Below are 24,105 nucleotides of genomic sequence, written 5' to 3'. Positions count from 1 at the left end.
ACCTAAAAATAGCGGGCTTCGCAAAAACAGCAACTAAGTCAAGCCGCTAAGCACGAAAAGAAAAATCACGCCCAAAGACCAAAATTGCAGATCTTCTCATCCTGATTGTTATATTTCAGTCTTTTAAAGCGTAGTGTAATAAACATGACAAGATAAAGGATTCACATGAAGTTCAGATCAAGCACAAATAAATTCGTTTTCTGCCTCGTATCCATAGGAGGCCTTTTACTCCAAGCCGATAATAGCAACGGCCTCGCACCAGAAGTCACCGACTTAAATGCCAAAGACATATCCTATACTTTGGAAAAAAAGATTCCCTACCTCGAAAAGGCTTTTATCAGTACTCAAGCTGAAGATAAAAATGATGGCATCACCGTAGGCGAGCTAGGCGTTGATGGTGGCAACAAAGAAGACATCCTTAGATTCACTCAAGAAATCATTGATAATAAGCATAATAATACTGATAGCCTACTTATTTCCTACAAAGGAAAGCTACTCTTAGAATCTTATTACAAGCGTGGACGTAGCAACTACCCTCATTACCAAATGTCGATTACCAAATCCTATACTGCCATGGCGATTGGCAGAGCCATACAACTTGGCTATATGACGATGGATGACCTTCACAAACCCGTTATTAGCTTCTTAAAAGATATTAATCAAACAAATTTAGCCGAGGGCACCAAAAAGATCACGCTGCACGAAGCCATGAGTATGCGCTCTGGTATTCGAGTGGAGAAAAAGCGTGCCCAAGAATTTATTAAAACAAATCCCCATAGCCTCAAGGGCCAGGGACAAATTCAAACATACATGGAACTCAGTAGTCCCATGAAAAATAAAAGCTTTAAATACCAAGGCTCGGACCCCTCTATGGCCATGCAAGTTTTAGAAGCCGTCGTCCCTGGTTCAGCTAAAGATTTTATCAAAAATGAGCTCCTCGCTCCTATGGGCATTAGCAACTATGCCTGGCAAGATGATTTAAGTGGTTCACCTAAATCTGCGGCTGGTTCGAGCTGGCGTTCGAGAGACATGCTCAAAATGGGTTTACTGATCATGGATCAAGGTCAATGGCAAGGGAAAGACTTAATCCCAAAAGAATTTATCGAAGTCGCCATAAGCCCCATTGACGTTAATGAACATCGTACTTACGGCTACTTTTGGTGGGGCCATCAAGCAAAAGTTGGCGACAAGAGCTACCACTGTATTTCAGGACGAGGCGCCGGTGGACAATTTATTCTCATGTTCCCTAAACTCGAACTAATTATTGTCAGTACGGCTCACAACAAGGGCATGGGATCTATGCTAAGTAAAGCACCTGAAAATATCATCCCCGCTTTTGTAAAGTAAAAACTCTTTACAAAAAAAGCCTAGTGAGAATTCACTAGGCTTTTTTCAAAGTATTGAAGATAAAGAATTAAGCTTCTTTTTTCTCTTCTTTACTTTCTTCAGCATCTTCATTAGGCTTTACTTTGTAAACACCTTTGCTCGCAAGAGCGTTGAAGATAACCGTCATTTTTTTATAGCTATCAAGAAAGCCTTCGTGAGACATAATAAGCTGCTCAACTTCTTCAGCTTTTTTTCCACCCTCAGCATCTTTATCTAACTGATAGCGGAATAAATCCATACGTACGTTACCAGAAATTGAAGCAACATTTGAAATGCCATCTACATAATTTACACTCATAATTTTTCTCCTAATTATTTTTGTTTTAAGTATAGTTCTTTATCAAATTTATAGCCCACAACTCGTTGAGAAAGGTCTCCCATAAAGAAACCTAAGCGCGCAAAAGCTACAACTTCATCATATATAGCTGAGATGTACGCAGTCTCTGAGTTAAATGCATCTGTTTGAGTATTCAAAACATCGAAAAGGCTACGACTCGATTTATCATATTGCTCGACATAACCATCTGCTGTGTATTGAGCCAATTCTTTTTGTTCCTTAAGAATAGTGACATTCCTTTTTAACTTAGAAATTTCGATCCAAGAATCTTCAACATTCTCAAAAATCTGTATTTTTACTGCATCCTTACTATTTGTCGAAGCATAAAGTCTACTGATAGAGGCTTGATAATTTCTTTTATCTTGAAAACCATTAAAGAGATTCCAGTTAGCGGTCAGTAATAAGTTATATTCTTCATTCTCGGCATCTATCCCGCTCGCATAACGATCATAAAACGCATTAGCTTCTAAGGCAACTTCAGGTGCAAATCGTGACTTGGCTCCTTGTATGCCCGCTCTTGCTTCTGTGATTTGACTACCCGCTCTCAATAAAGCAGGGTGATTTTCAGAAATACTAAAGGCATCAAAGAGACTTTCTTCCATTTTAAAATCTACTAACCTCACATCGACCAAAGTTCCTGGAGGATTTTCACCCACTAACTGTCTATAGGCAACCTTAGCCTGCTTCAGGCTGTGCTTTGCTTGAATAATGGCATTTTCTGATCTTAGCAATCTTGATTGTGCTTGAGCTAAAGACACTTTTGTTTCACGCTTCAAATCAAAGCGTTTCTTTACTTTTTCATAAAGATCTTTATGTCGGTTAAAGTTATCTTCAGATAAAACAACCAACTTACTTTGACGTAAAATTTCTACGTAAGCTGAAATCACAGAGAAACTAATGCCTTCTCTCGTTTCATCGTAGGTATTTCTTGATTGAGATAATTGCTCATGACTTTGGTCAATTAGACTATCTCTCAAGCCTCCATCAAAAAGCACTTGACGCACCCTAGCTTGATAGAGCTCATAAATTTCATCTTCAGTCCCCTTTTGCCTTCCATTCACTGTCGTGATTCGGTCAACATTTCTTTCTGGACCAATGCTTGTACTGACGTCTAAGGTTGGCAACCAAGCTCCTTTGGAAGATTGATAAGTATATTTTGACGCATCTACAGTATATTTTTGTGTCTTGAGTTCAGGATGACTCACATGCGCCTTGTGTAGTGCGTATTGCAGAGTGTTGTTTTCATACTTCACCCCATCTTGTTGGGGATCAGTTGCCTGCTCTGCATCATCAGCAATCAGAGATGTCAAAATTGCTGTAGAGATTAAAAAGTTGTAGAATAGTTTCATCGTTCAGTAAATACCGTGCTTTGTGCATTATAAATGGGAGAGATAAAATAGTTCAAGACTGAACGTTTTCCCGTCAAAATATCTAACTGAGCCGTCATTCCTGGAATAACTTTGTTATTTTCTTCCATTAAGTAGTTCTTTTCGGTCTCAACGAGGACTTTATAGAATGGTGCACCCGTGCTTTCGTCTGTGTGAGTGTCAGCAGAAATGTGAACAAGCTCACCATCCAAGCCACCATACACAGAGTAATCGTAGGCGGTTATTTTCACGATAACAGGCATACCTTTTCTTAAGAATGCAACTTCTTGAGGAGAAACCATACCTTCTACCACAAGCTTTTCATCATCGGGAATAATCTCCAAAATTGGCTGCCCAGGACTAACGACACCACCTTCATTCCTTTGGAAAACTTCATTAATCACCCCGTCGACAGGAGATTTGATTTCAGTACGATCAACTGTATCCCGCAAGGAAGATATTTTTTCTTTCACTGCACTCAACTTTGCCTCGTAATCAGCAATACTTGATGCGATCTCATTAAACCAATCAGCTTCAAATTGACTCCGTGCTGATTCACTATCGACCAAAAGCCCCTCTAACTTAACTTTACTTTGTTTACGACTCTCTATACTCATGGTGATATCTCGCAAACGTGTCGACTCTAAAGACTGCAAGGCACTTTCCATATCCATTACCTGCCTTTCAAGACGTAGAACTTCAACCATAGAAGCGGCGCCATTTTTCTCCAAATCACGGGTCTGCTCAAGTTCTTTTCTCAATATATTTTGATTCGATTTAATCGACGTCTTCTGTGCTTCATAGATCTTTTTACGAGTTTCATATAGGCGTGTTTCTAAAGCCACCATATTTTCATTAACGGTTTTGAAGTCTTTAAATTCAGGTTCCGCTTGATTCATCTCAGCTCTCAAGCGCACAAGCGAAAGTTCTTGTTCAAAAAGCTCAACTTTTAAATGCTTGATTTTCACCTCATAACCTGATATGCGCGAAGAATACTGCTTACGACGAGCTTCAAATAAATTACTTTGGGTTTTACACAAGAGTTCATCCATTTTTAATTCATCAGAAAAATCAAGTGTAGGCAAGTTTTTATACTCTGCGTACAAACGAGTTAAATTACATTTAGTTGAACGACGGTCAGCTTCCATCTCTTTAAAAGCAGACAAATACTTACTATTATCAAGCTTAATTAATAACTCACCCTGCTTGACTGATTGACCTTCTTTCGCATTCATCTTAGAAATGATACCACCCTCTAAGTTTTGAATCGTTTGAATCTCTTTCGATGGCACGGCCTTGCCCATACCACGAGTAATAATCTCTATTTCTGAAAAATGAGACCATACAATGATAAATATAACAAAAATGCCCATAGCTCCCAAAACGAGAAAAGGAAGCTTCTTGTTTTTATGCATTATAGCAGCATTAAGATCAGAAATAAACTTCTCATCACCAGGCTGCAATTTAGCAATTTCTTTTTTATCCATTATTTCTTCCCCTTATTCTGTAAAACTTCCAACACCTTATCTCGAGGGCCATCAGCAATCATAAGTCCTTTATCTAAAACAATAATTCTATCAACGAGCTGCAGTTCACGCATTTTGTGAGTACTAAGAATAAGTGTTTTGTCTTTAGTAAACTCTTTCATTTTGGCTAAAAACTCAGCTTCAGCACCTGTATCTAAAGATGAAGTAGGTTCATCCATCAAAATTATAGGGGGGTTTTTAGCTACTGCCTGAGCAATAGCGACTAATTGGCGTTGTCCACCTGACAATTGTGAGCCACCCTCACCGACAGGTAAATCAAGACCCATGGGCTGAGAATTTAAAAGTTTATCTAAACCTGAAACCTTAACAACTTCATCAAGTTCTTCATGAGATAAATGCGGATTGGCATAAAATAAATTATCCCTTACTGAACCATCAAAAAGCTTAGCTTCTTGTGAAATGCAGGAGACAGCTTGTCTCAAATCTGCTGAATCCACTTGGCGCAAGTCGGTACCATCAACTAAAATCTTCCCTTCAGTAGGAGTATAAAGACCTAGGATTAAGCGAAGCAAAGTACTTTTACCAGAACTCACGTTACCTATTATGCCGACCTTCTCACCTTTATTAATTTTGAAAGACACATTATCAAGTGCTCTAAAAATTTGATTAGGGTAAGAGAACCCGACCTTTTCCAAAGAAATTTCACCCATAATTTCTGGTCGACTTAACAAAGAACTATCTGGATCTCTTTCTTCAGGTAAGCGCATAAAATTATCCACATTAGTGTAAGCCTTTCTAACGTATTGATAACGTACTAATAAATTTATACCTGTCACTAAAGGCCCTAAGGCACGACCGCCTAAAATAACCACCGCAACTAGCTGTCCCATCGTCATATTTTCATCACGAATCAGGTAGAAACCGCCAATAACAACAAAAATAGAAACCATATTTTGTATAATTGAGGAAATGGAAAGTGTCACGGAGCTGGCAAATTTACTTTTTCTTGAAGTTTCTGAAAGAACTCCTGTATCTTGCTCCCATTTGTACTGAAACAAAGATTGTGCATTAAGCATTCGAATTATATCGAGATTATTGACAACTTCAACTAAACGTCCTTGACGGCGAGCTCCTTCTTCCATGGATCTACCGACCAGTAGTTTTTGTAAAGGCTGTGCTAAAACATTCACAATTAATAAAACAAAAGCACAAGCGACTAAAACAAAGGTCAATTTACCTGCAATGAGATAGATAAAAAACAAAATACACAAAGCAAAAGGCAGATCAATTAGAGCGGTCAATGTCATAGACGTCATAAAATCTCTAATTGACTCAAAATCTTTAACAACACTTGCGAAGTGTCCTGCTGAGGGAGGACGATGAGTCATATTCACGCGCATTAATTTCTCGTGAATCTTTGAGGATAAAATAACTTCAACTCGTTGAGTAATCCTATCCAGAGTGGCCGAGCGAACCGTTTTAAAAATAAAATCAAATACAAATGCCCCAATCACTACCGCGCTTAACATCCATAGTGTAGACTCAGCATTATTAGGCAAAACTCTATCATAAACAGTCATAATAAAAATCGATGAGTTTAGAGCAAACATATTAATAAAAACAGATGCAACTAAAGCCCAAGCATACATTGATCTGTATTTAAAAAGAGTAGAGAAAAACCAATTCTCTTTTTCTGTTCGCGCTTCACTCTCTTGAAGGTCTTGCAGTAAAATTGCAAAACCGGATGATAATTCCGTGAGCTCATCCGCATTTAGCTTACGTTCACAATTCTCTTTAACGTCAAAAATCGTATAAGTATCTTCTTCAAAGCTTTCCAATATTACTGCCGACTGATCTTTGCAAACAATTATTAAAGGAAAGAGTGATGTAGACAGAGACTCTGGGCCTCTTCTAACAACCTCAGATTTAAAGCCCGCTCTAACTGCAGCCCTTTTAAAACTCACAACATTCAACTGCCCATCCTGTAAAGGAAGGCCGTCTTTAAGGGCATTTTCGGAATATAACCTTGAGCTTCGCTTAGCTAATAATGATAAGCATGACGCTAAATAGTCAAAATCATTTACACTCATTAATCATTCTCAATAAATTTAATATGCGCAAAGTATAGCACTCGCCTAAATGCTTACAATTTTACACAGAAAAAAGTAAGCTGATTTAAACGACAATAATCAAATGTATTTTTAGGATAACACTATTCTTAGTGTATTGCTCTTAAAGAAATACCTTATTATTTCTTTTGTGCTTTTGTGCTTTTGGCTTTGCTTTGGTAGACTTCGCTCTAGCTTTAGTCTTTTTTGCGGTAGGTGATTTCTTAGACTTCGAAGAAGTCTTTTTAGCAGAAGCTAAGTCTGAGCTATTATTTACGGTTTCTTTATTTTCAGTACGTTTATATACACCTTTTGACTCTAACACTTTAAAAAGCTGAGTGGCTTTATTATAAGTGTCTAAAAAAGCTTCTGGAGACATAACAATTAAACCTGCATCAGTTAAACTAAGTTTATCCGCTCCCTTTCCCTCATCCAAATAACGGAATAATTCAATTCTAATATTACCTGAAAGCACATTGATATCTGCAATGCCATCAACAAAATTATGTAGCCATAATGCTATCCTTAAAAACTATTAAATATAACAAAAAATGTTGCTACACTTACTAGAAGTATAGCAATACATAAAAGTGTTTTTTAGAGTTTAAAAAATCTAAACAAGACCTGAAAAGGTAAATACACCATTGTTCAAATCAGTATCAAAATCTGCAGAACCTTCGACATCTAAAGTGACAACACCGTCAGTCCACAAATCTCCTGTATTCTCCCAACCGCTAAGATCTATGGAAGATTTAACATCACCAGATATAGATGCATCGGAAGTAAAAATATCAGCATCGACTTTAACTTTTTTAGCTAAAGTTATATTTTCGAAATTGCTTACTTCAGCACCTTCTAAAAGAGATGTATTGATGAATAAATCATCATCGTCAGCGCCACCGTCTAAAGTACCTGTGAATTTTGACATACTAAAAGTCAATTCGTCTTCACCTGCACCTAAATCTAAAGTACTTGACATACTTTTGCCCGATAAGCTAACTGTATCATCACCCGACCCAAAAGTGATATCACCATCAACATTACTAATATTTGCAGAAACTTCATTATCCCCATCACCAAAATCGATAGATCCAGATAGTTCACTGCCATTCATGGTCACTAAATCTTTGTCGTCACCAAAATCAATACTACCTTCAATTTTACTAAGTTTAAGCGTTGCTTTATTTAAGCCCTCTCCAAAGTCAATAGATCCTATCAATGAGCTGGCTTTTAAATTCACTATGTCACCCTCAGTACCAAAATCAACCGTACCCGCATAGTTGCTAAGTTTAGCTTTCACAACATCCGCACCCTCACCAGTATTAATAGATGAAACATCTAAACCATTACTCACAGAAATTGATAAATTATCGGCTTCATCACCTGTATTTAACTGAGAGCTATAATTTTTTACTGTGAGATTTAGCGTATCTTCACCTTCTCCTAATTGAATTATACCTTCTGTTCTTTTAGCATTTAAGATTAATTGATCATCACCTGCACCAGTATCAATTTCACCTGTGAAGGTAGGGACTGAAACTTTAATAAGGTCTCCTTGACCAACTTCATCACCACCTAAGATACGTGCACTGGAATCAAACTGTTTTGCAGAAACTTTAATTGAGTCAATTCCAGCACCGCCATCTATTGTACCCGCTAAATTTCCCGTGAGTTTAATATTATCGTTACCCTCACCACCAAGTACATCGGCATCATACTCATTTTTAATCTTAAGTTTGATGACGTCATCACCAGATCCACCTTTAACTTGACCATCAAAACCATCAAGAGCTTTTAAACTGATGCTATCATTACCTTCATCTCCTGAAATAGAACCAGTAAAAATCCCAGAAGCCTTAACTGAAATAGCATCGTTTCCAAACTCTCCAGAAATGCTTCCATCTACCCACTGTCCCTTGACAGAAATTTGGTCGTTATCTCCACCAGTATTGATAGTACCTGCATAGTTATCAACTTTAACTGATACTGTATCATTATTGGAGTATAAATTAACAGCTTCATCAAAGCTCGACATTTTAATGCTTATTTTATCTTTACCATCAATGGTCCCACTAATGGAAGATTGAAAAGTCCCTAACTCTGTATCCGGAATTGAGATTTCTACCTTTGCATTATCATAGCGAGCCATATCACTGATTTCGCCTTCGGTGACGTAATCTTTGATCTTTATTTTGTAATTATTAGCCATTTTATATCTCTCTTTAAATTAAACTGTAATACCAGCGAAGGTCAATGTCCCGCCAGAGAATGTAATATCTAAACCTGCATTGGGATCAACTGTGATTGTGCTAGCACCCAAAGTAAAGGTATCTGCAACAGCATCCTCATAATCATTAGTACCTGTCTCAGTCCAACCTTCCAAGTCAATACTCGAACCCTCCGCACCATCAATATTTACATTCGCACCATCTAATATTGCATTGGCATCAAAGCTAACTCCTTCTTTTAATAAAATAGAGCTAACATCATCAGATATGGTTCCGGTCATTGAAGAACCTTCTTCAACAACAAGGTTTTCAACTCCTGTAATTGTCCCTTCAAAAACACCTAGATCTATAGTAAGTGAATCATTCGCACCACCCGCTAAATCAATTGCAAGGTTTTCATTAGTCGTACCTAAGAGTTCAAGGCTTTCATTTCCAGCTTGGCCAGTAATTGTAGTCAAAGCACCATCCACTGTCAGACTGTTACTTGTGCCTGTAGCCAATGTCAGAGCTTCAATATCAATAATAAGCATATCGTTAGCTGCTCCAGCAAAAGATACTGATTCATCACCTGTAGCTGTACCAACCATTTCTTCGACACCTGTAGCCGTTAAATTGGTGAGTGCAGTATCGCGTAACAACTCAACACGTTCAAAGTTTTGAATTGTGGGCGCACCACCATTACCAATAATAATCGTATCAAAGTCATCTGCACTTGTACCACCATCAGCAGTACCAGTGTAGCCCTGGCCAACAAAGACGGTATCATTACCTTCATCTGCATTAATGTCGATACCGAGGCCATTGATGTCATCATTAGTTTGTACCGTACCATCACCATTAGCAGTAAAGATGTCATCACCTCCACCTAAAGTGATAGTCCCAAATATCAAGGCGTTACCACCGACATCGAGTGTATCTGCATCATCATTGTTAGCTGGCACACCACCGCTTAAGTCAATATTATAAGTGACAGCTAGGTTTTCCACCGTACTTAATGTGAGAATTTCATCCGCTGGGTCTTGCGGAAGACCAAGACCTTCGACAGAAACGTTAACTATGCCACCAAAAATACCATCAATCTCACGGAAAGACACTGTATTATCGGAGCCGTTATCAAGCTGAATGTTTTCGACGTCCCAAATTGAGCCATTAAAATCAACGTGCTGACCACCTGACAAATCATTATCAAAAATCATTGTCTCTGCTCCAGCTGCTGTACCAAAGACTTTTGCCACAGAGTCATTACTCCAAGCATCTACCTGATTTTGACCACCTAAATTAATTGTTTCACTTGATGCTCCACCATTAATAATAACACCATTAGCGTCCCATCTGAGAGATCCGCCTCCAGCGCCTTCTTTAGCGAAGTCAACCACTTCCCAACCATCTGCTTGGAAGTTATAATCCCCATTAGGATCAATATTCTCACCAATACCTGCATCTTGAAGAATCATCACTAAGCCCGTTTCAGCATCAAAGATCATATCATCAAAACCATCATTTAAGTTGGCGGTTAAATGGTCCGTATTTAACAAACGGTCATTATTAGTCACATCGACTTCAACACCTTCACCACCAGCAATGAATACATAATCAGGAGAAGTACCCACACCGAGCCCTAGAGCTTCAACTTCGGCACGGTCACTACCATCTCTAATAACACCACCAACTAAACTAGCAGTTAAAGCATCTGCAAATGTTGTAACCAAGCCATCGTTACCAACATCATCGGCATCATTGAGCCCTGAGTCAGTACCATTGTCATGTTGAATAGGATCCAGGCTTACTTCCTGAGTCATTTCGCCAAGGTAGAGGTTCTCAACATTTCTAATTTGTGAGGTTTGAGAAACACTATCGGCACTAATAACTAAAACATCCTCTGTATAATTATTATTAAAGGTAGCCACTGAGCCATCTAGATTATAGGTATCTTCAGTAAATTGCCCCTCACCGCGCAAGTCAATCACTTCTGTGGTCATATCATCATTAAAGTTAATATAAACGAAATCGACACCTTCATCACCATTGATCTGCTCAGCCGAGTCATCGTGATTAAATCTGTCTTCCTTTTTAGACCAAGCATCGCCTGAACCATCAGTAACACCTGTTCCTAAGTTGATGTTCTCAAAGTTATTTAAAGAACCTTCATATTCATTTTGGAGCGTCAATTTACTGATGGCCGATTCACCACCGCCACCACCGCCAGAAATAGTCGCAATATTATCATTGGTAATGATATTTGTTGTATTTGCAGCTAAGCCAAGTGACGTAATATCGCTAATTGATCCAATATACTGATTTGTTAAGGTTAAATTACTGTCAAGGGCGACAAGTGGGTCGAGGTCTTTGGCTGCATATTGACCCGCAGTAAATTCAGCATCAAAACGTAGATCTGGCATAATACCAACAATCGTTGTGAGGAATTCATCATTAGTAATAACGTAATCGCCATCAATATTAAGGTTCTCAAAATCAGTAATCGTAATAGAATCTGTCACTGACTGTAAGTTTGGATCATTATAAAGGCTCACGGTTTCGTCTTCGGCATCAGAGCCTTCGATTAGTTCGAGTCCACCACCCCAAGTTGTCAGTACTGAATCATCTTGAAGTTTTACCGTTCCAACGTCGCGAATTGTACCCACATATTGCTGGGCAAACTCTACATAGGAAGCACCATTGCCAAAAATCCATTCAAGTTGATCGTCAAAGGCAATGTAATTCACATCCCCGTTCAAGGTAAGTATTTCGATATCAGTTAATGTACCAGATGAAATATCACCTGTAATCTCATCCCTACTACCAAAGTTGTTAATAAGTGTCAAGTCATCTTCAAAACCGATATTCACACCATCAGCTTGCCCCGTCACAGAAACAAGATCCGTATCAGCATCTAAAGTGTAAGTACTATCGAGAATTCGTTCGTACTCTACCGCCTCAATACCAGAGAGTGAACCATTAAAGTTATCATCAAAAATAATGGTTTGGAAATTATCATCCGAAAAGAGCTCAATTACTGAATCATCATTTTGGAAGAGATAAGTAATGGTTGTTTCATCACCATCACTATCATGGTCCCAAAGATCTTCACCAAAGAGACCGATGCGTTCAATACCAACGTAATTAAAAGCAAAGCCAGTTGCAAAATCTCCAGCTCCTGCAATAGAAGCATACTGATCAACAATCAGTGTATCTACACCAATACCGCCGTTAATATCACCTGTATAGGCTGTTGATGTTTCTGTTAGTCCTATACCGCCATCAGGCTCAGGGTCAACACCATCAAGAATACCATCATCATCGATGTCGTCATCGGCGGCATTATCGATACGCAAGCTATCATCGCCTTCACCTAAGTTAATATCACCAGTATCAAAACCCGTAAGATCTAAAGTTTCGTCACCAATCGCACTTACGACGGTAATGTCATTGGGACCTACTGAATCAGTATCAACTAATGTAATATTCGCACCATTGGCGAGTGTTACTGTATCTAAACCCGTGGATTCAACTTCAGCTTCAGAATTGATTCCCATAGTTAATTCTTTAAGGTTTGTGGAGGTGAATTGATTAAATGAACCTTCAGCAAGAACAAGGTGATTGAGTTCATCAACCGTTGCACCAGCAATACTGAAGACATCACCACTCTCAAAAATAACTTCACCGTTAGCAATTCCAGTACCTGTAATTTCTCCAATACTATCAAAACCTTCTGGAACTGTTAAGCTAAAGGCTGCGTCAGTTGATGTAATCGTAATTGTGTCACCAGAAACAACGCCTTCAAAGTTTTCAATACCTAAGCCAACGCCGACAAAGGCTGATACGTCATCTATTGAGATAAGGATATCATTATCACCAGCACCACCGTCTAGTTCGCTTACCCCTGGATCGATCACCACACCTGTTCCGAGTGTGACAATATCATCTTCTGAACCTGCATCAATATTACCTGCGTAGTTCTCACCGAGTGTAATTGTATCCTCACCTGCGCCACCCGCAATAGTCACAGTTACATCATTACCGAGCTCAAGGCTGTCATCACCAGCTCCTAAATCAATACCTGTTGCAACAATGGGAACAAAGTTAAGAGGATCAGAACCAACTTCCGGACCTTCTCCATCACCAGCATCCAGATCCGTATCGGCGTCGCCATCGACATAATCCGCAATGCCATCACCACCAGTGATAATATCGTCACCATCGAGCATTTCTACAGATATTCTCTGACCATCACTGATAACGAGTTGATCTTCCACTACAGTCATTCCAGTAATCACACCATCCATAGTTATACTGGTACCCACAGAGAAAGTGTAAGTTTGGTCAGATGGATCGTAACTATTTCCCGTACTATTTGGATCGACGAGAAGTGTCAGAGTTACATCTCCGCGTGTAAATATGTGCTCTGTACCATCGATATAGTCATTATTTTCATCTTCAGTCCAAGTACTAAGGTCAATAACTCCACCAATATCACCACTCACCGTTGCATCACTTAAGATATTTGCTGTCATTGCAACTGAGAAAGTAATAGTTTCTGCACCGCTCACTGTACCCGTGTATTCTGACACTTGTAAATTGAGCGTATCTTCACCATCGCCAAGATCAATGTCCAAGTTGTTATAAACGAGTGCACCAATTTCTGTTAAAGTTAAAGTTTCATCGCCGGCACCAGTAGTATTAATATCTGTCAGGGCTGTTTCACCAAGTCCATCATCATCTTGTGCAATGATGCTATTCACTGAATTCTCAGATAGAGTTAACCTCTCTAAGTCATGAACTTCAACATTTGTCAGGGATTCATCTACAGTTAATTGATCAATTTCTATACCATCAAAAGCGTTTACTAAAGTTAAAGCTGAAGCTCCACTTAAATTAATGTCTAAGCCATCAGCGCCATAATTGAGTGTTTCCAGAGATCCATCATCGACAATAGAACCGTCATTAGTAATTGTAAGTGTTTCAATACCAGAAGTATTGAGTACTGCATTATTGCTAACTGTTAATAACTGAACTGATGCGTCACCGCTTACTGATAAAAGATCTGCACTTGCATCTACAATTTCCGTAATGGTGTTACCAATGATATTTACTGTTTCAATTTGATCGACATTGAGAACACCTGAATCTGCGACATTCACAGTTACTTCTTCAGCCCCACCAGCACCTGTAACAAGGCTCAGTGAATTAGCGTCTGTTATAGTCACAGACTCACCGGCGCCAGCTATTGTTAAGTTTTCAAGAATATCAGTTGTATCTAAAATATCTGAACTATCTCCTGCAGAGTCAACAGTTAAATCTATAACATCGGATATAGAAATTTGCTGCTCATTATTACCAGAGAGAGTCACCGTGTGCCCGTCGAGACCCATAAGGTCACCCTCAATCGCCATTAAGTCGCCAGCATTATCAATTGTCAGTGCGGCTAAGGCAACTGTAGCATTGATAGCAACACGTTCTAGATTACTGTTATTTTCTTCGTCAGTTATTGTAAGTAAGGTCGTTCCGTTACCTACAATTGTGAGTTCTTCGAGTTCAGAAACAGCAATATCGCTTACTTCAGTATCCAATATCACAGATTCTGTACCAACGCCATTGTCACCAGTAATCGCATTAATAGCTGCAGCTCCAGATAAAGTAATTTGAGCATCACGACCTAAAGTCAAAGTCTCTAGCGTACTAATGGTCGATACATCTGTAACCGTATTTGTTACACCGTACAAACCGCCGAGTAAAGTCAATGCTTCCAATTCATCTACGTTAATATCCGCATTATGACTTTGAACCGTTACTGATTCATCGCCAAAAGAATTACCTGAAATATTTTGAAGGTTCGAAGCGTTTTCTACAATAACATTACTAGATTGGCCAATTGTTAATGAATTCAACTGGTCATTATCACTTAATGTTGCACTATTTTCAACTGTAAGGTTATGTAGGTCGCTTATAGTAATCTCAGCATCTGCAGTATTGCCTTCAATCTCCAATACCTCATCAGTTGCACCACCAACAACAGTTGTTAAAGCACTTGCATTTGTTACAGTTGTTATACCAGCTGCAATATCATTTAAGATTAATGTCTCTAACTGATCATCAGCTGCTATGTTTGCTGCAGTATCGATACTTAAACTTTCAATATTGCTAAGATCGTTGATATCACCATTGCCTTCGAGGGCAAGTGACTCAGTTCCTTCTGCATCACCAGCTATAGTAGTTAACGAACCTGCATTAATCACAGTTACATCGATATCTGAAGCTAAAGTGATTTCAGCTAAATCAGTGTCCGTTATATCATCGGTAATTGTGGCACTATTTCCAACTGTTATTGATTCGAGTTCATCAATAACTAAATCGCCATTCCCACTAATCACGAGTTCTTCGCTATCTAGGTCAGTACCAGTAACTGAGGAAATAGTTCCTTCATCTGAAATTGTCACCGTATTACCTGCACTGATGTTTAAGAGGTCAACACCTTTAGTCGTCAAGTCAGCGTTATTAATGTCAACTGATAATTCATCTGTACCAGAACCAAGGTCAATCTCAAGACCTGTATGTGCCGTACCTTCAAGAGTTAAGCTTTCATCACCTGTACCTGAAGTCACTTTAATGAGATCATTATCAATATCCAGAGTATTATCAGAACCATCCGCTAATGTGAGTTCTTCAATATCTTCGATCTCTGCCGTTAAATCACCATCTGTGATAATAACGGACTCCGTAACTTCTTTAGCGTCTTCGCCTTCGCCTTCAGTTTCTTCTCTACCAGCAATTTCTTGAACTCCAACTGCCGTAAATTGAGCTTCTTGGACACCTGCTTCTAACTGTACTTTTTCTATATTTTGAATACTACCACTCTCAAAATTATCCGTAAGGACTACGGTATCGAAATCATCACCGCCATCAATCAGACCATTGAATTTTTCACCTGCGTAAATCCTGTCATCACCAACTAAAGTCTCGACAGTTAATCCATTTGAAGATCCTGACAGGCTTAACTTATCGCCAGCCACGTCAGCATTAGTGGTAATATTAGTTATTTTATTATCTACAGCTACAGTATTAACGGTTCCAGCTAAATTTAACTCTTCTATATTTGAAACAGATGCGTCAAAATTATTAGTTATGCTAGCAGTTTGAACTTCAGTGTTTGTACCAATGAGTTCTTGGATATCTGAACCTTCTAATGTAAATATATCATCCGTTGTGACAGTAACTTTTTCAAATCCAGTGACTGTAGCACCATCAATATCACCTTTGAAAGTGATTGAGTCTTGGAGATCATTGCCGTCTTCATCTTTACCTGCGGCACCACCATCAACAGTTGCACTGTAAGTACCATCGATACTTACTGTATCAACACCGCCTCCAGTAGAAATGTCTCCAGCACTTGTATTAATCGTAATTTTATCGGCATTTGCCCCTGTACTTACTAATCCAGTTACAGTTTCGGCATTGAGAACGTTATCACCACTGCCAAGATTAACTGCACCAGTAATAGTATCAGCATTTACTGTATCGGCATCGCCACCAGCACTTATGTTACCCGTAATCGTGTCCACTGTAAGTTTATTGGCACCGGCACCTAAAGCAACATTGCCTGTAATACTAGTTACAGTTACTGTATCGGCGTCTTTACCAAGATTAATTTCGCCCGTAATAGCATCAGCTTTAAGAACATTGGCTCCATTACTTAGATCGATGTCACCAGTGTGAGATACTAAAGTAACTGTATCCAGATCACCACCAGCATCAATCGTGCCTGAACTGATGTCTTTAATATCTAATTTATTGGCACCTACACCCAGATCAATATTTGAGTTGGCTACACCCTTAATCAAGATTGTATCATCACCCGATTCTGCTTCGATGTCACCAAACATATCATTCACTGTTAGGCTATCATTGTCAGCTCCTAAATAAACATTTCCTGTAATGGTGTCGACAACATTAATTGTATCATCGCCAGTACTTGCAAGAAGATCCCCATTGAGGTTTTGTGCTGTAAAGCTATCCGCACCTTCACCTAGACTTACAGCTGCAGTTACATCTCCCGTGGAACTGATGCTGTCATCTCCTGCACCGCCATCAATCACACCATCAAAATCACCTGTAATTTCCGCTGAGTCATTACCTGTACCAAGTTCAAGCGAAACATTTTTGGCTCCTGCTTTAATGGTCACTGTATCGTTACCAACTCCGCCATCTACAGTTACTGTTGTTGCTCCAGCGACCCCAAATTCATCAGAATTTAAAAGAGCTCCAATTTCGATAGTGTCATCACCTTCGCCACCATCAATATCTCCTGTATTTGAAGTACCTACAGAGAAGGAGTCGCTACCCGTACCGCCATAGAGATCACCTGAGTTAAAGTCATCTACTGTAATGTTATCATTACCTTCATCACCGTAAATGTCACCTACGTGTAAATCGTCGGCTGTAATTGTGTCATTATCTAAGCCACCACGAATCTCACCAATATGTCCGTCATCTACAGTGATACTGTCATTGCCAGCACCGCCATCAATTTCCACATCTGCATTATCCATTGCAGCACCATTAAATGTATCGTCGCCAGCTTCTAAGTTAACTTCACCCATAAAGCTTTTGTTTTTATCTGGCCCGTTAACGGTATCATTACCATTGCCAGCATTAATAGTGATAAAGCCATTTGTATTTGCACCCACATTAAATGTATCGGCATCTTCACCAGTAGTGATAGTTGCGAAACCCTTAACACCTCCGCCAACTGTCACAACATTATTAGCATTACCAAGATCAACAAATAAGTTTTGACCAGCTTCATTGAAATGTAATTTGACTGTTTCTGCGAGATGACTACCACCGTTGGAAAGCTGATAGTCTACAAAAACGTCGTTACCTACATTATTAGCCGCATCACGCAAAGAGAGAATATTGCTAGAACCAGCCCCAAGGTTAATTTGCTCGACATCAAATAGAGATGCATTTAGACCTTCGCCATCCTCTCCAATTGTGAATGTATCGTTGTTAGTAGTACCATAAACTTTAGCGACATGATCATTGTCTACACCATCATCCCAGCTATAGAATGTGTACTCTAAGTCACCTGTAAATATATCTTCAAATAAGTAGTACTGATTCGGATCATTCATGTCGATTACGACATTGCCATCGGCTACAAAAACATAATTATCTGGATCTCCATCATTGGTAAAACCTTCACCAATACCTGAGTCTTGTACCTGGAAAACTACATTGTGTTCCCAATTGTAGAAGAAGTCATCAATACCATCACTGAACACATTGTGAACACCTGTGATAAGATTGACTAATTCATCTACATCTGAGCCATTTTCAAAAACATCAATTTCAAGCCCTTTACCACCATCAATCTTAATAATGCCATTAACATCAGCAGGATCAACATCATAAACCGACCACTCATTAAAACCATCATAAGTCAGTGCGTCTGGACTAGTGTTGTAGTCATGTTGAAAAGCAGCAAAATCTACTTCACCTTCAATATCGAGATAAATATCCTCAGCATTCTTGATTAAACTTTGTGAATCCAGACCACCAGACTTTAATACTAAACGGTCATTTTCTGGATAGCCCGGATCAAACTCATTATTCATGAGATCAATTTCATTGATGGCGATTGCGGCATCTCCATAATCAATCATGACAAAGTCATTGTGGTTATCACCATGAATAAATTCTAGTGAACCATCGTGCTTGAAAACGTGACGCGTACCGTAATTTAACAAATCATTTTCAAGTTCTGCAATATAAGCATCCTGGTCTGCTTCAATACTTAAATCTAAACCTAGGTCAGAAGCGGATTTGAGGTAGAGATTATCTGTAGCCACGCCAAACTTATCTAAAATAGCATCTTGTAAGGCTTCAATGTAGGCATCGGGATCAATATAATCTTCATAAGCTGGAAGTGTACCACCGGCATTAGTCACCTCATCTTCCATATCATCAAGGTATAAGTCGTAATCGATATAATCAGTACTAGCTGAATCAAGAACCGTATTATAATCTTCTGTCAAGCTTGGATCCGCATCTACAGCATCCCAGTATTGCTCAGCAGTCATCGCAGTACTTGCAGGATCATCTATTCCTATTCCATTTCCATACTGAACAGCCAATGCAGAGAAGTAGTCTTCATCAGAAGCAAAGTCATCACGGTTGACGTGCAAGGGTTTATCCGCAGCATTGTAAAGGCCGAAATTCGCATCCAACACTGACTGAACCATATCTTCTAAGCTTTCTTCATAAAGGACATTATCAAAATAACGTGGATCCGTTTCATCTAAATTTGCACCTTCAAATACAAGTGCAGCTATATAAGCATCGGTGTCTAAAATTTCTTTATTGATTACAGTTTCAGCTTCATTAGAGTCAAAGTTATAAACAAATTTTGGTAAAAGAACTTCACTAAAAGCAAGAACATCTAGATTATTGATTTCTGTAAAGATTACATCGTCTCTGTAGTTTTCATGATCATTTAATAATGTCACACCAGTAAAAGTCGATGAATCACTCGCATTAGCACCATTACCTGTAATCTCTGTAATGTTAATATTTTCTACAATATTAAGTGTTGAATCATTAGCTAAGTGCAATGAGCCTAATGTACCTGCTCGCCCAATATACTCATTGAGAAGAGTAATACCCGACTTTTCCCCTACAAAGAAATCGTAATCTGCATAATCATAAACATCTGACAAACCAAACTCATAACCATTGCTAAAGCTATCGATGTTTGTTAGGAAAGAATCATTTTCAATAAAGAAAGCACCTTCAATGTAAAGGTTTTCCATGTTCGTCATCTTAATAGACATTCCAGAATCACCTAAGGCAGAAGCGTCATACAAACCAACTGTTTCATCATCAGCTGAAGTAGCATTAATTTCCGAAATGGCTCCACCCCAAGTTCTGAGTAACGAACCACTTGTTTCTAGGTTAAGGGTCGCAATGTCTTTGATAACACCCACATATTCATATTTTAAGGTTACTTCATTTGAACCTGTACCCGCTAAGTACTCCATATCGGCATCGTGAACAAGGTAGTTTTCTTCACCAAGTAAACTCACAAACTCAATATTTGAAACTTCGCCCCAATTATCAATCTCTTCAGTATTTGTATCGTCATTACCAAAGTTGTTGCGAAGAGTTAAATCATCTTCAAGACCAAAACGGCCGTCAATACCTTCTACTTCGAGTAAAGCCTCATCCTGATCAATCGTGTATGTTCTTTCGTTACCTTCAAAAATAACTTTATCAATACCCTCTAACACCCCATTATAATTGTCATTGAGAATAAAGGTCTCGAAATCATCATCTGAACCAAAAATTTTTACAACGCTATCGAGATTATCAAAACGGAAACCATCTTCAGACGTGCCAAATAAACCAAAAACTTCAAAATTTGTATGATCAAAGTTTAACTGTGAACCTGCATCATCAACGATGAGTGTATCTTCACCATCTCCACCACGCAGTACACCTGTATATTGAACACTGTAATCAACAAGGCCATTTCCAACATCTGCATCTGCTCCAACTGGATTATCATCAATATCTGTGATCACATCTCCAAACTTATCTAGACCATCATCATCAATGCCGTCTCCGTCCATATCCGCGTCTTCGGCATCTTTAATACCATCATTATCAAGATCGTTGTCGGCTTCGTTATCGACACGAATAATATCATTACCAGAACCTAAATCGATAGTAAGCTCAGTATTACCTGTGAGGTCAATTGAGTCGTTGCCAGTACTACCAACTACTGTTGTAAGCGTATCATTTTTATCGGTAATCGTAACACTTGAGTTATTGCCCATTACGATAGTCTCTAAACTATCCGTAATAATTTCAGTATTTGAACTCTCACCAAGAGTTAATTCTTTCAAGCCTGTTGCATCGATATTATTGTCAGAACTAGCTGCAAGTGTCAAATTTTCTAGTTCGCTAACTACTGCTGCTGAACTCTCATCTTCTGCGACAAGATTAGCGTTTGTCAAGATAACAGTTTCTTCCTCTGGAGCCGCCGCCGCTCCTGTAATTGAGATAACTTGATTAATCGTTTCTGGTGTCGTAATTGTTTGACCTGCGCCAACGACAATTTCATTATTTATAATAGTGGAATCAAAATCGTCGAGGTTGATATCGTCATCTGTACTATCCTCGTCTGGACCAGGATTAATCTGAGCTCCTTCACCTAGCTCACCTTCGATGATAAGAGTGTTATTACCTTCTGTATCAATGATTGTGCCAGTAAAACCATCTCCGATAATGTAAACATCATCGCCTGCACCACCTTCTAATAGACCCGAAGCATTCTCGCCTACTTCGATGATATCATTACCGTCACCACCTTGAATTTCACCTTGAAAATCATCGCCAAGTCTAACTGTATCATCGTCACCGCCCATATCGATAATAGCCGCAATACTATCATCGCCTGTCAAGATATCATCGCCACCTTTTAACTGCGCATTCACCTGAGATTCTGATTCGAGGTGAATAACGTCAACATCATCAGAACCTTCTAAAGTTTCGAGTTCATCATCGACGATAATAACTGGTGTGTCATCATCATCGTCTTCGTCTTCATCATCTGGAATTGGTTCGTCACCATCCTGATTAACTCCGTTAATTTTAAAATTTTCGATATTTGTAACGTAAATATCGTTACTGAAGTCATTGGCCAATTCAACTGTTTCATCACCAATTTCTGTACCTTCAATGCGCGTAAGGTACTCGTCATTATTAATAAGAACTGTCGAGCCATTCGCAACAATAACAGTTTCGACAAATTCAATCGTACCATCAAAATCGTTTTCTATACGTACAGTCTCATCGCCTGCCTCAGTACCACTAATCTTGTCTAAATCACCACTAATATCATTAATTCTATTAATCGTATCCGCACCGAGAACAATTTCTTCAAGATCAGTAACTCGACCATCAAATGCACTTGTTAAGGTGATTTTTTCAGTACCAGACTCACCTTGAATATCATTTAGAGCTTCGTCATTATCAATGTCATAGACACCATTCTTCGCTAAACCAATACCTTCCAACTGACTAATGGAGTGAATGTACTCAAGACCAAACGTTAAGAATTCATTACCTGCACCGCCTTGAATACTCGTTAAATGTTCATCAAAGCTGATAAGCTCATTAATAGTGCCGTCTGCAAGAATTAAAGTTTCAATTTCAGCGACAGTTCCTGTGAAAGCTGAAGTAAGCGTAAGTGATTCTTCACCGAATCCACCAGCAATAAAGTTAACATCATCCTTATTGTCAATTGTTGTATCGCCGTCTATACCCACACCAATTTGTGTAAAACCAGTGGTTGAACCTTCGAAGCCTTCACCAACGACCAAGGTATTATTCCCAGAACCACCTTCGATAGTTCCAGTAAAGTTGTCTCCTACAATAATCTGATCATTACCGTCACCCGCATATATGGTGCCTGAGAAATTATCTCCAACGATAATTTTATCCTCTCCACTTCCAACATAGACCTCACCTGAAAAATTATCTGATACAATGATCGTGTCATTGCCATTACCCGAATTGATCGTTACGTCATCACCAACAACGGTAAATTTATCATCTGCTGAACCGGTAAATATTTCAATACCAGCAGAGTTACTAACATCAATTGTTTTGTTAAAGCCATCTTCATCAACTAAAATTAACTCTTCAACGTTGCTTAAAGAGATATTGCCGAGCACATCACCACTTACTAGATGAACAGAGTCAAAACCCCAACCACCATCTATCTCTATATTTTCTTCAACACCGCCCGCAAGAATAAGCAAGTCATTACCATAATCAAGCTTGACCGATTCAGGCGCACCATCACCAACAAAACGGAATACATCATCACCTTTACTACCACGAACATCACCACCATCGACAGCGAGCAGTACGTCCACACCATCAATTTTGCGATTTGTAATATTGTAATCTTTCTCTGCAAGATCTAAAGTTAATTGAGCCTCTTCAACGACGAGCAACTGAGCATCGTAGGACTGCATAAGTTCAAGCTGAGCCGTTTGGTCATTTTGTGAAATAGCCACATCTAACTCACCCTGAATAGCATCGAGAGCGTCGTTTTGTTCTTCTAGATTTGCTTGCGCCGCTTCAAGCGCCACTTGTGCCTCTTCAGGAGACATTTCGCCCTGTTCAACATAACCATCGAAAATCTTTTGGATCTTTTCGGAATCGAAGTCCACCTTTTCAACATCAGTAATCCTAACACCACCTTTAAGGGTACCTTCAATCTCAAGCGTATCTGAACCAAGACCGCCATCAATATCACCACTGAAGTTGCTACCAAATATAACAATATCGTCATCGCCAGTACCCGTCATTAATGTCCCGAAGAATGACGTAGACTGCGAGAGCACATTCACGGAATCGTTGCCGTCACCTGTATAAATTGAACCAGAAAAGAAGTCACCGCGAACATCTACTGTATCGTCACCATCACCTGTATCAAAGTAGGCATAGCTTCTAGCACCGTCAATTTGTAGTATATCGTCATCATCGCCAGTATTTATCGTACCATTGATATCTGCTCCCTTAATATGAACAAAGTCTTCACCTTCGCCAGTATCGATAGTAGCGTCTTTAGTAAAAACCGAACCCGAAGCCACAACAAAGTCATCGCCAGAACCTGTATCAACTTGGCCCGAAAAATTATTACCCCTTAACTCTATGTTATCAGAGGATGCTCCAGTAGTTATTTCACCTGAAAACTGCTGCCCAGTGACGTCTACGGAGTCCAGACCTTCATTAGTAGTAATAGTACCAGAAAAACTATCGCCAGTGATTTTCAAATCATCATTAAGCTCAGCTGTTACGATATCTTTGTCAAAAGAATCAACTTTTACGGTAATTACAGCGTTATCTCCAGCTGCGACAGTTACATCTTCAACTGTGGTCACTATTCTATTATCTTCGGCCATGTGCTAGGTTCCTAAATTAATTTAAATATTATAAACACATTAAATTACTAAGCTAGAAACCCTTGTCAATTGTTTTATCCAAGCCTAAGAGCTAAAAAACTTGCTATTTCTTTATTATTTTATATAAAAAATGTACCTCATCTGCAAAGAAATTATTTTTAATTAAAATTTAATATAAAAACCGATTTTTTTTTGAAATAGTTTTTTTTCTTCACTTAAA

8 protein-coding genes are annotated in these 24,105 nt (G+C 39.0%); 1 reads left to right on the top strand and 7 read right to left on the bottom strand.

Going from position 1 to position 24,105, the window contains the following annotated elements; genetic code table 11:
• Positions 1–165: 165 nt before the first annotated feature.
• Positions 166–1,347: a serine hydrolase domain-containing protein gene (locus LNTAR_RS10220; RefSeq protein WP_007278620.1), complete on the top strand. Its 1,182-nt coding sequence runs from the start codon at positions 166–168 to the stop codon at positions 1,345–1,347.
• Between the two features lie 67 nt (positions 1,348–1,414).
• Here the strand turns inward: LNTAR_RS10220 and LNTAR_RS10215 are convergent, their stop codons facing one another.
• From LNTAR_RS10215 to LNTAR_RS10185, 7 genes are all read right to left on the bottom strand, one after another.
• Complete coding sequence (locus LNTAR_RS10215; RefSeq protein WP_007278619.1) at positions 1,415–1,684, bottom strand: hypothetical protein; 270 nt, start codon at positions 1,682–1,684, stop codon at positions 1,415–1,417.
• A gap of 14 nt (positions 1,685–1,698) precedes the next feature.
• Positions 1,699–3,072, bottom strand: a complete 1,374-nt coding sequence (locus LNTAR_RS10210) for a TolC family protein (protein WP_007278618.1) — start codon at positions 3,070–3,072, stop codon at positions 1,699–1,701.
• The gene (locus LNTAR_RS10205; protein WP_007278617.1) at positions 3,069–4,577 is read right to left on the bottom strand and encodes an HlyD family type I secretion periplasmic adaptor subunit; all 1,509 of its coding nucleotides are present in this window, start codon (positions 4,575–4,577) and stop codon (positions 3,069–3,071) included. Before LNTAR_RS10205 ends, LNTAR_RS10210 begins: the two co-directional genes overlap by 4 nt.
• Positions 4,577–6,667, bottom strand: a complete 2,091-nt coding sequence (locus LNTAR_RS10200; RefSeq protein ID WP_007278616.1) for a type I secretion system permease/ATPase — start codon at positions 6,665–6,667, stop codon at positions 4,577–4,579. Before LNTAR_RS10200 ends, LNTAR_RS10205 begins: the two co-directional genes overlap by 1 nt.
• A 142-nt stretch (positions 6,668–6,809) precedes the next feature.
• Entirely contained in the window at positions 6,810–7,160 is a 351-nt protein-coding gene (locus tag LNTAR_RS10195; RefSeq protein WP_007278615.1) for a hypothetical protein, read from the bottom strand.
• Between the two features lie 138 nt (positions 7,161–7,298).
• Positions 7,299–8,894 carry an autotransporter outer membrane beta-barrel domain-containing protein gene (locus LNTAR_RS10190; RefSeq protein ID WP_007278614.1) on the bottom strand — a complete coding sequence of 532 codons (1,596 nt, stop codon included), beginning with the start codon at positions 8,892–8,894 and terminating at the stop codon, positions 7,299–7,301.
• Positions 8,895–8,912: 18 nt separating this feature from the next.
• Complete coding sequence (locus LNTAR_RS10185; RefSeq protein WP_007278613.1) at positions 8,913–23,885, bottom strand: hypothetical protein; 14,973 nt, start codon at positions 23,883–23,885, stop codon at positions 8,913–8,915.
• Positions 23,886–24,105: the final 220 nt, after the last annotated feature.

The organism is Lentisphaera araneosa HTCC2155 (assembly GCF_000170755.1).
GTDB classification, from domain to species: Bacteria; Verrucomicrobiota; Lentisphaeria; order Lentisphaerales; family Lentisphaeraceae; genus Lentisphaera; species Lentisphaera araneosa.
This window is presented reverse-complemented; position numbering and strand designations above follow the sequence as displayed.